The 15,217-nt window shown below is 54.7% G+C and carries 13 protein-coding genes and 1 tRNA gene; 8 read left to right on the plus strand and 6 right to left on the minus strand.

The genetic code is table 11. The features are described from left to right. Positions 1-7: 7 nt before the first annotated feature. Positions 8-92, minus strand: a tRNA-Leu gene (locus FD428_RS18700). Positions 93-293: 201 nt separating this feature from the next. Between FD428_RS18700 and FD428_RS18705 the strand changes: the two genes are divergently transcribed. Continuing rightward, positions 294-1,313, plus strand: coding sequence for an NAD(P)-dependent alcohol dehydrogenase (locus FD428_RS18705; protein WP_012134312.1), 1,020 nt, complete (start codon positions 294-296; stop codon positions 1,311-1,313). A gap of 135 nt (positions 1,314-1,448) precedes the next feature. Continuing rightward, positions 1,449-2,951, plus strand: a complete 1,503-nt coding sequence (locus tag FD428_RS18710) for a helicase HerA-like C-terminal domain-containing protein (RefSeq protein WP_114848009.1) — start codon at positions 1,449-1,451, stop codon at positions 2,949-2,951. 78 nt (positions 2,952-3,029) lie between these two features. Here FD428_RS18710 and lptG read toward each other — a convergent pair whose 3' ends face one another. From lptG to ytgA, 3 genes are all read right to left on the minus strand, one after another. Further along, complete coding sequence (gene lptG, locus FD428_RS18715) at positions 3,030-4,112, minus strand: LPS export ABC transporter permease LptG (protein ID WP_012134314.1); 1,083 nt, start codon at positions 4,110-4,112, stop codon at positions 3,030-3,032. Continuing rightward, positions 4,112-5,212, minus strand: a complete 1,101-nt coding sequence (gene lptF, locus FD428_RS18720; RefSeq protein ID WP_012134315.1) for an LPS export ABC transporter permease LptF — start codon at positions 5,210-5,212, stop codon at positions 4,112-4,114. The genes lptG and lptF overlap by 1 nt, the downstream gene beginning before the upstream one ends. Positions 5,213-5,274: 62 nt before the next feature. Continuing rightward, a complete protein-coding gene (ytgA, locus tag FD428_RS21875; protein WP_211180521.1) occupies positions 5,275-5,325 on the minus strand; it encodes a protein YtgA in 51 nt (16 codons plus the stop codon). Positions 5,326-5,478: 153 nt separating this feature from the next. On the opposite strand from ytgA, the gene pepA reads away from it, so the two are divergent. The 4 genes from pepA (at position 5,479) to FD428_RS18740 (ending at position 11,119) form a co-directional block, all read left to right on the plus strand. After that, entirely contained in the window at positions 5,479-6,990 is a 1,512-nt protein-coding gene (gene pepA / locus FD428_RS18725; protein WP_114848010.1) for a leucyl aminopeptidase, read from the plus strand. Between the two features lie 128 nt (positions 6,991-7,118). Then, positions 7,119-7,562 carry a DNA polymerase III subunit chi gene (holC, locus tag FD428_RS18730; protein WP_071257400.1) on the plus strand — a complete coding sequence of 148 codons (444 nt, stop codon included), beginning with the start codon at positions 7,119-7,121 and terminating at the stop codon, positions 7,560-7,562. Beyond that, positions 7,562-10,417 carry a valine--tRNA ligase gene (locus FD428_RS18735; RefSeq protein ID WP_114848011.1) on the plus strand — a complete coding sequence of 952 codons (2,856 nt, stop codon included), beginning with the start codon at positions 7,562-7,564 and terminating at the stop codon, positions 10,415-10,417. Before holC ends, FD428_RS18735 begins: the two co-directional genes overlap by 1 nt. 198 nt (positions 10,418-10,615) lie before the next feature. Then, positions 10,616-11,119, plus strand: coding sequence for a GNAT family N-acetyltransferase (locus FD428_RS18740; protein ID WP_110494743.1), 504 nt, complete (start codon positions 10,616-10,618; stop codon positions 11,117-11,119). 65 nt (positions 11,120-11,184) lie between these two features. Here the strand turns inward: FD428_RS18740 and rraB are convergent, their stop codons facing one another. Then, positions 11,185-11,610 (minus strand): ribonuclease E inhibitor RraB, encoded by a 426-nt coding sequence (gene rraB / locus FD428_RS18745; RefSeq protein ID WP_047459344.1) that lies wholly within the window; start codon positions 11,608-11,610, stop codon positions 11,185-11,187. 164 nt (positions 11,611-11,774) lie between these two features. Between rraB and argF the strand changes: the two genes are divergently transcribed. Then, positions 11,775-12,779, plus strand: coding sequence for an ornithine carbamoyltransferase (gene argF, locus FD428_RS18750; RefSeq protein ID WP_012134329.1), 1,005 nt, complete (start codon positions 11,775-11,777; stop codon positions 12,777-12,779). A gap of 80 nt (positions 12,780-12,859) precedes the next feature. On the opposite strand, the gene FD428_RS18755 is transcribed toward argF, so the two are convergent. Further along, positions 12,860-13,312 carry a YhcH/YjgK/YiaL family protein gene (locus FD428_RS18755; protein ID WP_047459346.1) on the minus strand — a complete coding sequence of 151 codons (453 nt, stop codon included), beginning with the start codon at positions 13,310-13,312 and terminating at the stop codon, positions 12,860-12,862. Between the two features lie 676 nt (positions 13,313-13,988). Here FD428_RS18755 and arcA point away from each other — a divergent pair. Beyond that, a complete protein-coding gene (gene arcA, locus FD428_RS18760; RefSeq protein ID WP_012134333.1) occupies positions 13,989-15,209 on the plus strand; it encodes an arginine deiminase in 1,221 nt (406 codons plus the stop codon). Positions 15,210-15,217 lie beyond the last annotated feature (8 nt).

Raw genomic sequence — 15,217 nt, forward strand, 5'->3', positions numbered from 1 at the left:
AGTGACTTGGTGCCGAAGGCCGGACTCGAACCGGCACGTATTTCTACGGTTGATTTTGAATCAACTGCGTCTACCGATTTCGCCACTTCGGCACTGAAGAGGTATGCGGAAAACGTTGTGGATTATACCTGTCACACGCCACCATGCAAGCGGTAGCATATGCCCGGCTCGCTAAGTGTTGAAAAAATCAGCACAACCCCACGGCTGGCACCTCCTTAACCCCTCCTTCTGCGAAGCGACTCCGTTTCCCATGCTCTACACTTCCAGTTCAACACCACACTGAGGGAAACACGATGTCTATTATAAAAAGCTATGCCGCAAAAGAGGCGGGCAGCGAACTTGAACTCTATGAATATGATGCGGGTGAACTCAAGCCGGAAGATGTTGAGGTACAGGTAGATTACTGCGGTATCTGCCACTCCGATCTGTCGATGATCGACAACGAATGGGGCTTTTCTCAGTATCCGCTGGTTGCCGGGCATGAGGTGATTGGCCGCGTCGTGGCACTCGGCAGCGCCGCGCAGGATAAAGGTCTGAAGGTAGGTCAACGCGTCGGGATTGGCTGGACGGCGCGCAGCTGTGGGCACTGCGATGCCTGTATCAGCGGCAATCAGATTAACTGTCTGGAAGGATCGGTGCCAACCATCCTCAATCGCGGCGGCTTTGCCGAGAAGCTGCGAGCAGACTGGCAATGGGTGATCCCGCTTCCAGAAAGCATCGATATTGAATCCGCAGGCCCTCTGCTGTGCGGCGGCATCACCGTCTTCAAACCGCTGCTGATGCACCACGTTACCGCCACCAGTCGCGTTGGGGTGATCGGTATCGGCGGCCTCGGCCATATCGCCATTAAGCTGCTACACGCGATGGGCTGCGAGGTTACCGCATTCAGCTCCAGCCCGGCCAAAGAACAGGAAGTGCTGGCGATGGGCGCCGATAAAGTGGTCAACAGCCGCGATCCAGAGGCGTTGAAAGCGCTGGCAGGTCAATTTGATCTCATCATCAACACCGTCAATGTCGATCTCGACTGGCAGCCTTACTTCGAAGCGCTGGCCTATGGCGGCAACTTCCACACCGTTGGCGCGGTGCTGAAGCCGCTACCGGTTCCGGCGTTTACCCTGATTGCAGGCGATCGCAGCATCTCCGGTTCGGCAACCGGTACGCCGTATGAACTGCGCAAGTTGATGAAATTTGCCGGGCGCAGCAAGGTCTCGCCGACGACTGAGCTGTTCCCGATGTCGCAAATCAACGAGGCCATCCAGCACGTTCGTGACGGTAAAGCTCGCTACCGTGTGGTACTGCAAGCCGACTTTTGATTGCCTTCACCGGGCGGCATTCGCTGCCCGGTTTTGTTCCCCCTTTTGGAATTCTTCTCGCAATCTCCGCAATTTAGCGGTGAAGAGTACGCCGCAGTTGCCTATACTCCAGGCAGGATAAATGGAGAAAATCTCATGAGTGCACCCCTGTTAATTGCCCGCACGCTGGAAAGCGAACTGTTCCTGTTGCCGGGCATGACCAACCGTCACGGGCTGATTACCGGCGCAACCGGAACCGGCAAAACGGTTACCCTGCAAAAACTGGCTGAGTCCCTATCAGACATCGGCGTTCCGGTATTTATGGCGGATGTGAAAGGTGACTTAACCGGCGTCGCGCAGGAAGGCGAACCTTCTGAAAAACTGCTCGCACGGCTGAAAAATATCGGCATCACCGGCTGGCAACCGCACGCTAATCCGGTGGTGCTGTGGGATATTTTTGGCGAAAAAGGTCATCCACTGCGGGCGACCGTCTCCGATCTTGGGCCGTTATTGCTGGCTCGCCTGCTGAACCTGAACGAGGTGCAGTCCGGCGTGCTGAATATTATCTTCCGCATCGCCGATGACCAGGGGCTGTTGCTGCTGGACTTTAAAGACCTGCGGGCGATCACGCAGTATATCGGTGATAATGCCAAATCCTTCCAGAACCAGTATGGCAATATCAGCAGCGCATCGGTCGGGGCGATCCAGCGCGGGCTGTTGTCGCTGGAACAGCAGGGCGCGGCGCACTTCTTCGGCGAACCGATGCTGGACATCAAAGACTGGATGCGTACCGATGCCAACGGCAAAGGCATTATCAACATCCTTAGCGCCGAAAAACTCTACCAGATGCCCAAACTGTATGCCGCCAGCCTGCTGTGGATGCTCTCCGAACTGTATGAGCAACTGCCGGAAGCGGGCGATCTGGAAAAACCGAAGCTGGTGTTCTTCTTCGACGAAGCTCACCTGCTGTTCAACGACGCTCCGCAGGTGTTGCTGGATAAAATCGAACAGGTTATCCGCCTGATCCGCTCCAAAGGCGTGGGCGTCTGGTTCGTCTCACAGAACCCTTCCGATATCCCGGACAACGTGCTCGGTCAGCTAGGCAACCGCGTACAGCACGCCCTGCGCGCCTTCACCCCCAAAGATCAGAAAGCGGTGAAAGCCGCCGCGCAAACCATGCGGGCGAATCCGGCGTTTGATACCGAGAAAGCGATTCAGGAACTGGGCACTGGCGAGGCGCTAATCTCCTTCCTGGATACCAAAGGCAGCCCATCAGTGGTTGAACGAGCGATGGTCATCGCGCCGTGCTCACGCATGGGGCCGGTGACGGACGATGAGCGTAACGGGCTTATCAATCACTCCTCGCTGTACGGCAAATATGAAGACGAAGTCGATCGCGAATCGGCGTATGAAATGTTGCAAAAAGGCGTTCAGGCCACCACCGAGCAGCAAAACAATCCGCCAGCAAAAGGCAAAGAAGTCGCCGTTGATGACGGAATTCTTGGCGGGCTGAAAGAGATATTGTTTGGCAGCACCGGGCCACGCGGCGGCAAACGTGATGGTGTGGTGCAGAGCGTCGCCAAAAGCGCAGCGCGTCAGGTAACGAACCAAATTATCCGGGGGATGTTAGGTAGCCTGATGGGCGGTAGAAAACGCTAACAGAAGGAATCCTTGTTTGCTAAGCGCAGCGCCTGATGGCGCTGCGCCGTATCTGGCCAACAATGAGAGAGATCGATTTTACGACTTACGCATCATCAGCCAGAGGCTAATCAGGAAGAACGAGGCGCTTGGCAGCAGCGCGCCGATAATCGGCGGAATGCCATAAACCAGCGTCAGCGGGCCGAAAATCTGGTCCAGAACGTAGAAGACGAAACCAAAGCTGATCCCGGTCACCACACGCACCCCCATCGGCACGCTACGCAGCGGGCCAAAAATGAACGACAGCGCCATCAACATCATTACCGCCACGGAAAGCGGCTGGAAGATTTTACTCCACATATTGAGCTGATAACGTCCGGCGTCCTGGCCGCTCGACTTCAGATACTTCACATAGTTATGCAAACCGCTGATGGAGAGCGCATCCGGGTCCAGCGCCACCACGCCCAGTTTGTCCGGCGTGAGGTTGGTTTTCCAGGTGCCGCTCACGGTCTGCGAACCGGTGATCTGTTTCGGGTCTTTCAGGTCAGACTCGTCCACCTGCGACAGACGCCAGACCTTGTTGTCTGCGTCGAACTTCGCAGACGCGGCATAACGCACTGACTGTAAGCGACGCTGATCGTTAAAGGCGTAGATGCTAATGCCCGCCAGCTCTTCGTCGCCCTTCACCCGCTCGATATAGACGAAATTGTTGCCATCTTTCGCCCACAGGCCTTGCTGAGTAGAGAGCAACGAACCGCCGTACATTGCCTGCGCACGGTAGTTACGCGCCATCTGCTCGCCCTGCGGAGCGACCCATTCACCGATGGCCATTGTCAACAGCACCAGTGGAATGGCGGTTTTCATCACCGACAGCGCCACCTGCATCCGGGTGAAACCCGAAGCCTGCATCACCACCAGTTCACTGCGCTGCGCCAGCATCCCCAGCCCCAGCAGCGCGCCAAGCAGCGCCGCCATCGGGAAGAAAATCTGCACATCTTTCGGCACGCTGAGCAGGGTATACATCCCCGCGCCCAGCGCATCGTAGCTCCCCTGCCCGGCTTTTTTAAGCTGGTCAACAAACTTGATGATGCCGGAGAGCGACACCAGCATGAACAACGTCATCATGATGGTGGTGAAAATGGTTTTACCGATATAGCGGTCAAGTACACCAAACGGCTGCATTATACCGCTCCTTTACGCAGAAGACGGGCGCGCAGGCGGCGTACCGGCACCGTATCCCAAAGGTTCAGACCAACCGCCAACGCCAGATAGATCAGGTTGACCGCCCACATCCAGATAACCGGGTCCAGTTTGCCCTTACCGCCGTTCGATTTCAGGGAGGTTTGCAGGAGGAAGAACAGCAGATACAGCAGCATAGCTGGCAGCATCGACAGCACGCGCCCCTGTCGCGGGTTAACCACGCTCAGCGGTACAACCATCAGCGCCATCATAAATACGGTGAATACCAGCGTAATACGCCAGTGCAGTTCCGCACGGGCGCGATTGGTATCGGTCTGCCACAGCGTGCGCATATCCATCTGATCGGTATCGTTCGGGTCCAGCGCAACGGCCTGATGACCAATAATCGCCTGATAGTTCTGGAAATCGGTGATGCGGAAGTCACGCAGCAGGGCTGTACCTTCAAAGCGCGTCCCTTTGTTCAACGTCACAACCTGGGAGCCGTCGCGCAATTGCGTCAGATGTCCAGAATCGGCCACCACCACAGAAGGACGGGCGTTGCCTTTCGGGCGGATTTGCGCAAGGAACACATCTTTAAAATCGCTGCCGTCAACGCTTTCAATAAACAGCACGGCGCTGCCATTGGTCGCCTGCTGGAACTGCCCTTGCGCCAGCGCGGCCATGCCAGGATTGGCTTTTGCTTCCGCCAGTACCTCATCCTGGTGTCTGGATGACCAGGGCCCCGCCCACATGACGTTGACAGCGGCGACGACGCCGGTAAACAGCGCCAGCACCATTGCGGCTTTCACCAGCACAGCCCGGCTCAGACCACAGGCATGCATGACCGTTATTTCACTTTCGGTATACAGTTTGCCCAGCGTCATCAACAGCCCGAGGAACAGGCTTAATGGCAGGATGAGCTGCGCCATTTCCGGCACGCCCAGCCCCAGTAGCGAGAGCACCAGATTTGCCGGAATGTCACCGTCAACCGCCGCCCCGAGGATCCTCACTAGCTTTTGACAAAAGAAGATCAAAAGCAGGATGAAAAGAATCGCCAGTTGGCTTTTGAGCGTCTCCCGCACCAGATATCTTATGATTATCACTTTAAATACGCCCGTAAAAACTCGTCTTTTGCAGGAATTTAGCTTGTTTCATGGCTTAAACGTCATTTATTCTCTTGAGTCGTCGAAATCGTCGCTAAAATTATTATACTCAGCGGATTCGCCACTCAGAACGCGTTCTGACGTGCCAATGCCGTAATAACGTTAAGATTAACACGAAGTCACCGCAACTGCGGACATGAGTTACGAAAGCTTGCAATTCTAACTGTAGCCGCCGCCGTTGTCTTTAAGATTCAGGAGCGTAGTGCATGGAGTTCAGTGTAAAAAGCGGTAGCCCGGAGAAACAGCGGAGTGCCTGCATCGTCGTGGGCGTCTTTGAACCACGCCGCCTTTCTCCGATTGCAGAACAGCTCGATAAAATCAGCGACGGGTACATCAGCGCCCTGCTGCGTCGTGGTGAACTGGAAGGAAAACCGGGGCAGACCCTGTTGCTGCACCATGTTCCTAACGTTCTTTCCGAGCGAATCCTCCTCATTGGTTGTGGTAAAGAGCGCGAGCTCGATGAGCGCCAGTACAAGCAGGTCATTCAGAAAACCATCAATACGCTGAATGACACCGGCTCAATGGAAGCGGTCTGCTTCCTGACCGAACTGCACGTCAAAGGCCGCAACAACTACTGGAAAGTGCGTCAGGCTGTCGAAACGGCCAAAGAGACGCTGTACAGCTTTGATCAACTGAAGACCAACAAGAGCGAGCCGCGTCGCCCGCTGCGTAAAATGGTCTTCAACGTGCCGACCCGCCGTGAGCTGACCAGCGGCGAGCGTGCGATCCAGCACGGTCTGGCGATTGCCGCCGGGATTAAAGCGGCGAAAGATCTCGGTAATATGCCGCCGAATATCTGCAATGCCGCCTACCTGGCCTCTCAGGCGCGCCAGTTGGCCGACAGCTACAGCAAGAACGTCATCACCCGCGTCATCGGCGAACAGCAGATGAAAGAGCTGGGTATGCACTCTTATCTGGCGGTCGGTCACGGTTCGCAGAACGAATCGCTGATGTCGGTTATCGAATACAAAGGCAACCCGTCCGAAGACGCGCGTCCGGTTGTGCTGGTCGGCAAAGGGCTAACCTTTGACTCCGGCGGCATCTCCATCAAGCCTGCCGAAGGCATGGACGAGATGAAGTACGATATGTGCGGCGCGGCGGCAGTGTACGGCGTGATGCGCATGGTCGCGGAACTTCAGTTGCCGATTAACGTCATCGGCGTGCTGGCAGGCTGCGAAAACATGCCTGGCGGGCGAGCGTATCGTCCGGGCGACGTGCTGACCACCATGTCCGGCCAGACGGTCGAAGTGCTGAACACCGATGCCGAAGGCCGCCTGGTACTGTGCGACGTGTTAACCTACGTTGAGCGTTTTGAGCCGGAAACGGTGATTGACGTCGCGACCCTGACGGGCGCCTGCGTGATTGCGCTGGGCCATCACATCACCGGTCTGATGTCGAACCACAATCCGCTGGCGCATGAGCTGATTAGCGCGTCCGAACAGGCGGGCGACCGCGCATGGCGCTTGCCGTTGGGCGATGAGTTCCAGGAACAGCTGGAGTCTAACTTTGCGGATATGGCGAACATCGGCGGCCGTCCTGGTGGTGCTATCACCGCCGGTTGCTTCCTGTCGCGCTTTACCCGTAAGTACAACTGGGCGCACCTGGACATCGCCGGCACCGCATGGCGTTCCGGTAAAGCGAAAGGCGCAACCGGTCGTCCGGTGGCGTTGCTGTCGCAGTTCCTGCTCAATCGCGCGGGTTTTAACGGCGAAGAGTAAGTTTGCATGATTGCCGGATGGCGACGCATATGCGCCTTATCCGGCCTACATGGAGTATTTAACCGTAGGCCGGATAAGCGTAGCGCCATCCGGCTTCGCATTTAAATTCACCACAAGAAGCCCCATATATGAAGAATGCAACGTTCTATATTCTGGACAATGACACCACCGTTGATGGCCTGAGCGCCGTTGAACAACTGGTGTGCGACATTGCCGCAGAACGTTGGCGCAGTGGTAAACGCGTGCTGATTGCCTGTGAAGACGAAAAACAGGCCATCCGTCTGGATGAAGCGCTGTGGGCAAGACCGCCGGAGAGTTTTGTCCCGCATAATCTGGCGGGAGAAGGTCCGCGCGGCGGCGCACCGGTGGAAATCGCCTGGCCGCAAAAACGCAACAGCAGCCCGCGTGATATTCTGATCAGCCTGCGTACTGGCTTTGCAGATTTTGCCACCGCTTTCACAGAAGTGATAGACTTTGTCCCTTACGAAGAAACTTTGAAACAACTGGCGCGCGAACGCTACAAAGCCTACCGCGTGGCTGGTTTTAACCTGAATACGGCAACCTGGAAATAATGGAAAAGACATATAACCCACAAGATATCGAACAGCCGCTTTACGAGCACTGGGAGCAGCAGGGCTACTTTAAGCCGAATGGCGATGAAAGCCAGGAAAGCTTCTGCATCATGATCCCGCCGCCAAACGTCACCGGCAGTTTGCATATGGGTCACGCCTTCCAGCAAACCATCATGGATACCCTGATCCGCTATCAGCGCATGCAGGGTAAAAACACCCTGTGGCAGGTCGGTACTGACCACGCCGGGATCGCTACCCAGATGGTGGTTGAGCGCAAGATTGCCGCAGAAGAGGGTAAAACCCGCCACGACTATGGCCGCGATGCCTTCATCGACAAAATCTGGCAGTGGAAAGCGGAATCCGGCGGCACCATTACCCGTCAGATGCGCCGCCTGGGCAACTCCGTGGACTGGGAGCGCGAACGCTTCACCATGGACGAAGGTCTTTCCAATGCCGTGAAAGAAGTGTTTGTCCGCCTGTACAAAGAAGATCTGATTTACCGTGGCAAGCGCCTGGTCAACTGGGACCCGAAACTGCGCACCGCGATCTCTGACCTGGAAGTGGAAAACCGCGAGTCCAAAGGCTCTATGTGGCACATCCGCTATCCGCTGGCTGACGGTGCGAAAACCGCAGACGGTAAAGATTACCTGGTGGTCGCCACCACCCGCCCGGAAACCCTGCTGGGCGATACCGGCGTAGCCGTCAACCCGGAAGATCCGCGTTATAAAGATCTGATTGGCAAATTCGTGGTGCTGCCGCTGGTGAACCGTCGTATTCCGATCGTTGGCGACGAGCATGCCGACATGGAAAAAGGCACCGGCTGCGTGAAGATCACCCCGGCGCACGACTTTAACGACTATGAGGTGGGCCGTCGTCATCAACTTCCGATGATCAATATTCTGACCTTTGACGGCGATATCCGTGAAAGCGCGGAAGTGTATGACACCAAAGGCGAAGAGTCCGACGTTTACTCCAACGAAATCCCGGCTGAGTTCCAGAAGCTGGAGCGTTTTGCCGCGCGTAAAGCGGTGGTTGCCGCTATCGATGCCCTCGGCCTGCTGGAAGAGATTAAACCGCACGACCTGACCGTTCCTTACGGCGACCGTGGTGGCGTGGTTATCGAACCAATGCTGACCGACCAGTGGTACGTACGCGCTGATGTGCTGGCAAAACCGGCGGTGGAAGCGGTAGAGAACGGCGATATCCAGTTCGTGCCAAAACAGTACGAAAACATGTACTTCTCCTGGATGCGTGACATTCAGGACTGGTGTATCTCCCGTCAGCTGTGGTGGGGCCACCGCATCCCGGCATGGTACGACGACGCGGGCAACGTCTACGTTGGCCGTAGCGAAGACGAAGTGCGTCAGGAAAACAACCTGAGCGCCGACGTTGCGCTGCGTCAGGACGACGACGTACTGGACACCTGGTTTTCCTCCGCGCTATGGACCTTCTCTACTCTCGGCTGGCCGGAAAACACCGACGCGCTGCGTCAGTTCCACCCGACCAGCGTGATGGTCTCCGGTTTCGACATCATCTTCTTCTGGATTGCCCGCATGATCATGATGACCATGCACTTCATCAAAGATGAAAACGGCAAGCCGCAGGTACCGTTCAAGACCGTCTACATGACCGGTCTGATTCGCGATGACGAAGGCCAGAAGATGTCCAAATCCAAGGGTAACGTTATCGACCCGCTGGATATGGTTGACGGCATTTCCCTGCCGGAGCTGCTGGAAAAACGTACCGGCAACATGATGCAGCCGCAGCTGGCTGAGAAGATCGCCAAACGTACCGAAAAACAATTCCCGGACGGCATTGAGCCGCACGGTACTGACGCCCTGCGTTTCACCCTGGCGGCGCTGGCCTCTACCGGCCGCGACATCAACTGGGATATGAAGCGTCTGGAAGGCTACCGTAACTTCTGTAACAAGCTGTGGAACGCCAGCCGCTTTGTGCTGATGAATACCGAAGATCAGGATTGCGGCTTCAACGGCGGCGAGATGACCCTGTCGCTGGCAGACCGCTGGATCCTGGCGGAGTTCAACCAGACCATCAAAGCGTACCGCGAAGCGCTGGACAGCTTCCGCTTCGATATCGCAGCGGGCATTCTGTACGAGTTTACCTGGAACCAGTTCTGCGACTGGTATCTGGAGCTGACCAAGCCGGTCATGAACGGCGGCTCTGAAGCAGAACTGCGCGGCACCCGCAACACGCTGGTCACCGTGCTGGAAGGTCTGCTGCGCCTGGCGCATCCGATCATCCCGTTTATCACCGAGACCATCTGGCAGCGTGTGAAAGTGATTTCCGGCATTACCGCCGACACCATCATGCTGCAACCGTTCCCGCAGTACGATGCCTCCCAGGTGGATGAAGCCGCGCTGGCCGATACCGAATGGCTGAAGCAGGCGATCGTTGCCGTACGTAACATCCGTGCGGAAATGAATATCGCGCCGGGCAAACCGCTGGAACTGCTGCTGCGTGGTTGCAGCGAAGAAGCGATTCGCCGCGTGAACGACAACCGCAGCTTCCTGCTGAACCTGGCGCGTCTGGAAAGCATCACCGTGCTGCCAGCCGATGACAAAGGGCCGGTTTCCGTGACTAAGATTATCGATGGCGCCGAGCTGCTGATTCCGATGGCGGGGCTGATTGACAAAGAAGCCGAGCTGGCGCGTCTGGCGAAAGAAGTGGCGAAGGTCGAAGCTGAAATTGGCCGCATTGAAGGCAAGCTGGCGAACGAAGGTTTTGTCGCCCGCGCACCGGAAGCGGTGATCGCCAAAGAGCGTGAGAAGCTGGAAAACTACGCGGAAGCGAAAGCGAAGCTGATTGAGCAGCAGGCGGTTATCGCGGCGCTGTAAAGATCGTGCCTGACTGTTTGCCGGATGGCGCTACGCTTATCCGGCCTACAGGCATCTTCAGCGCATCCGGCACCACGGACGATAAAAGCCTCTGACGCACTCGCTAAGAGGCTTTTTATTGAATTATCCTCGCTTGCACTCCCCCTCCCCGCAGTGTTATTAACTGCATATGTTCCACGTTTCTGTCATGAGTTCGCTATGAGTGTCATTACCTCTGTCCCGGCAACGTTGCGTCGTCTTACCGCTGACGATAACGCCGCTATCGCCCGCGTCATCCGCCAGGTTTCCGCTGAATACGGCCTGACCGCTGATAAAGGCTATACGGTTGCCGATCCTAATCTGGATGAATTGTTCCAGGTTTACAGTCAGCCAGGCGCGGCCTATTGGGTCGTCGAGCAGAACGGTCAGGTGGTGGGCGGCGGCGGCGTGGCGCCGTTAGGCTGTAGCGAACCGGATATCTGCGAACTGCAAAAAATGTACTTTTTGCCGACGGTACGCGGCCAGGGACTGGCGAAGAAACTGGCGCTGATGGCGCTGGAGCATGCGTGTGAGCAGGGGTTTAAACGCTGCTACCTGGAAACCACCGCATCCTTACGCGAAGCGATTGGCCTGTATGAACATCTGGGATTTGAGCATATCAGCGAACCGCTGGGCTGCACCGGGCATGTTGACTGCGAAGTCCGCATGCTGAAAACGCTGTAAGTCACCCACGGGCCGGATAAGGCGACGCCATATCCGGCAATTTATGCAAACATTCTGCTTCTGAGTTAGTGGCGTACGCCGTCATCGTCTTCGTCGACGTAATCTTCATCGTCGCCGTCTTCACCCTCTTCGCCGTTCGGATCTTCGAAGTACGTACCCCAGCCGTCATATTCCACGTCAAATTTCTCAGCCAGGTTCATCAGTTGTTCAACCTGAGCATCAATCAGATCGGCATTCAGCGCACATTCGCTGAGGATATCGCAACAAATCACCGTATCGCCTTCTTCCACTTCCAGCTCTTCTGGCTCGGTCACTTCATAACCGAGTTTGAACGCTTCTACGGCTGCTTTTTCCAGCGTTTCGAAGTCGTCAGCGGAAAAGTGGTGCTCGATAGTGTACAGCGCATCTGGATCGCTGCCATCTTCAAGTAATTCTTCAATAATCAGCCGCGTCTCTTCACGCTGCTCTTCCAGTAGTTCCGGGTTTGCCATGGCTCGTTCCTCATAAATGTCCTGCCGATACTCTTATTGTCACACACCGCTGTCATTGCCTCCACCTTTCCAGGAAAGATTTGTTAAATGGGGTTGCAAATGCATAATCATCCATATAAATTGAATTTTAATTCAACAAATGGCCTTTGCCATGTGAGGGAACCATGTCTACGTTTTATCAGAAACATTTTTTGAAATTACTCGATTTCACCTCCGCTGAACTCACCGCTCTGCTGCAACTCGCCGCCAAACTGAAAGCCGACAAGAAAAACGGCGTAGAAGTCGCCAGACTGACCGGCAAAAACATCGCGCTCATCTTCGAAAAAGACTCGACCCGTACCCGATGCTCTTTCGAAGTTGCCGCATACGATCAGGGCGCTCGCGTAACGTACCTTGGGCCAAGCGGCAGCCAGATTGGGCATAAAGAGTCAATTAAAGACACCGCCCGCGTGCTGGGACGCATGTATGACGGTATTCAGTACCGCGGCCACGGCCAGGAAGTGGTAGAAACGCTGGCGGAATATGCAGGCGTTCCCGTGTGGAACGGGTTGACCAACGAGTTTCACCCCACGCAGCTGCTGGCGGATTTGCTGACCATGCAGGAACATCTGCCGGGCAAAGCCTTCAATGAGATGACCCTGGTTTACGCTGGCGATGCGCGTAACAACATGGGGAATTCCATGCTGGAAGCCGCCGCGCTGACAGGGCTGGATTTACGTCTGGTGGCTCCGCAGGCCTGCTGGCCGGAAGCAAGCCTGGTCGCAGAGTGCAAAGCGCTGGCGCAAAAGAACGGCGGCGATATTACGCTGACTGAAGATATCGCAGCGGGCGTGAAAGGCGCGGACTTTATCTATACCGACGTATGGGTGTCGATGGGTGAAGCAAAAGAGAAATGGGCGGAGCGTATCGCACTGCTGCGTCAGTATCAGGTAAACAGCGCAATGATGGCGCAGACCGGTAATCCTCAGGTGAAGTTTCTGCACTGCCTGCCCGCATTCCACGATGATCAGACCACGCTTGGCAAGAAAATGGCCGAAGAGTTCGGTTTGCACGGCGGGATGGAAGTGACCGATGCGGTGTTTGAATCTCCGGCCAGCATCGTGTTTGACCAGGCGGAAAACCGGATGCACACCATCAAAGCGGTGATGGTGGCAACGCTGGCGAAATAACGATTACGTCTTATCCGGCCTACAGATCGTGCTCCCGTAGGCCGGGTAAGACGTTTTGCGTCGCCACCCGGCAATGCAACTTACTCGACCAGCAGCTTAACGACCGCTTTGCGTACCTGAGCTGGCGCCCCTACGGCGCACAGCGGCTTATGGACTTCCCCCGGGTAAAAGACCACAAAATCGCCTTCATTAAGGATCACCGTTTTCTCCTCTGCCCCTTCAGGCAAAAACGCGATGTCTTTATCCGCCAGCCAGTCAGTTTCCGGCGCGCCCGCAGGCTGGGTGCTGAAGGTCATTCCTTCCTGCCCCTTTAATACGATCTGAATATCGAGATAGCGCGCGTGATACTCCGCACGACGCTTTTCAAACGGCTCGGTCATGTCTTCCGAAACCAGATAAAACAGGCGATTGCCGTCGATATCATGCTTGCCCTTTGCCGTTTCATCCGTCACATGCGCTTTAATATGTTCAATGGCCTGACGCAGCGCGTCCGGCAGCCAGGGTTGCAGATTGTGGATATTGCCAACGATCATCACAGACTCCTTAAATAAAACAACGTTTCATTTTTATGGTTATACGAAAAAAACCGCTGCCATACCACTTCTATTTCACAATGTTTTGCGTCAGCGCATGTTTATCGCTGAAGATGTTGTCCGACTGTTAATCGTCATCGAAGATTATGCATATCCTTTGCATAACTTTCCCCCTCCACTTTACGGTAAAAACCGTAATATGCTGTTATAAAAGGGTTTATCAGAAAAACACCTTGTTGATCACACTTCCTTTTCCCTGCATAACCTGCATTTATCACCATAGTTATTTTATGATTTACGTTAAGGTAAAAATAATAAAATAACCCTCCCGCATACCTATGCACAGACAAAAATAAAACATCATAAAATCAACAAGATAGAATTAAATAATAAATTTAGAACATCTACAAATAATTAACAAAAAAGAATAACAAGACATTTTATTGCGTAGTAATTCAGTTATTACTCTCTTTATTTTTCAATTTCTCTGACCTCGCTCATATATTAAATAAGAAAAATTAAATATCCCTTCTGATGTGAAACACATCACATTATCAGACCGAATTAGAATCAATGATGATTTCCGAAAATTAGCTGAACAGTAATGACTGCAAACAATTTAATTATTTGCAGCCACCACTTCTTTATTCCTGAAAATTGAGTAAAAGGTATCGTGATGGAAAAACATTATGTCGGTTCTGAAATCGGTCAATTACGTAGTGTGATGTTGCACCGCCCTAATCTCAGTCTGAAAAGACTGACGCCATCAAATTGCCAGGAGCTGCTTTTTGATGACGTTCTGTCGGTGGAACGCGCAGGCGAAGAGCACGATATTTTCGCTAATACGTTACGCCAACAAGGCATAGAGGTGTTGCTGCTAACCGACCTGCTGACGCAAACACTGGATGTTATCGAAGCCAAAACCTGGCTGCTGGAAACACAAATCTCCGACTATCGCCTGGGCCCGACTTTCGCGGCGGATATTCGCGCCTGGCTGGCGGATATGCCGCATCGGGAATTAGCGCGCCATTTAAGCGGTGGGCTGACATATGGCGAAATCCCCGCCTCGATTAAAAATATGGTGGTTGATACACACGATATTAATGACTTTATTATGAAGCCATTACCCAATCATTTATTTACCCGCGATACCTCATGCTGGATATATAACGGCGTGTCGATCAACCCAATGGCAAAAACAGCGCGCCAGCGTGAAACCAATAACCTGCGGGCAATTTATCGCTGGCATCCACAATTTGCGGATGGCGAATTTATTAAATATTTCGGTGACGAAAACATTAATTACGACCATGCCACGTTAGAAGGCGGAGACGTGCTGGTTATTGGTCGCGGCGCCGTACTGATTGGCATGTCTGAACGTACCACCCCGCAGGGGATCGAGTTCCTCGCTCAGTCGCTGTTTAAACATCGCCAGGCCGAGCGCGTCATCGCCGTTGAGTTGCCAAAACACCGTTCCTGCATGCACCTCGATACCGTCATGACTCATATCGACATCGACACCTTCTCCGTCTACCCGGAAGTGGTTCGCCCGGACGTCCAGTGCTGGACCTTAACACCGGACGGGCGCGGCGGGCTGAAGCGTACCCAGGAAAGCACGCTGGTACACGCCATCGAAAAAGCCCTCGGCATTGATCAGGTGCGTTTGATCACTACTGGCGGCGATGCCTTCGAAGCCGAACGTGAGCAGTGGAATGACGCCAACAACGTTCTCACCCTGCGCCCCGGTGTGGTGGTCGGCTACGAACGCAACATCTGGACCAACGAAAAATACGACAAAGCGGGCATCACCGTTCTGCCCATTCCTGGCGATGAACTGGGACGCGGACGCGGCGGCGCGCGCTGCATGAGCTGCCCGCTGGAACGCGACGGCATTTAAGGAAGCGA

The sequence above is a fragment of the Citrobacter sp. TBCP-5362 genome, assembly GCF_005406305.1.
GTDB classification, from domain to species: Bacteria; Pseudomonadota; Gammaproteobacteria; order Enterobacterales; family Enterobacteriaceae; genus Citrobacter_B; species Citrobacter_B koseri.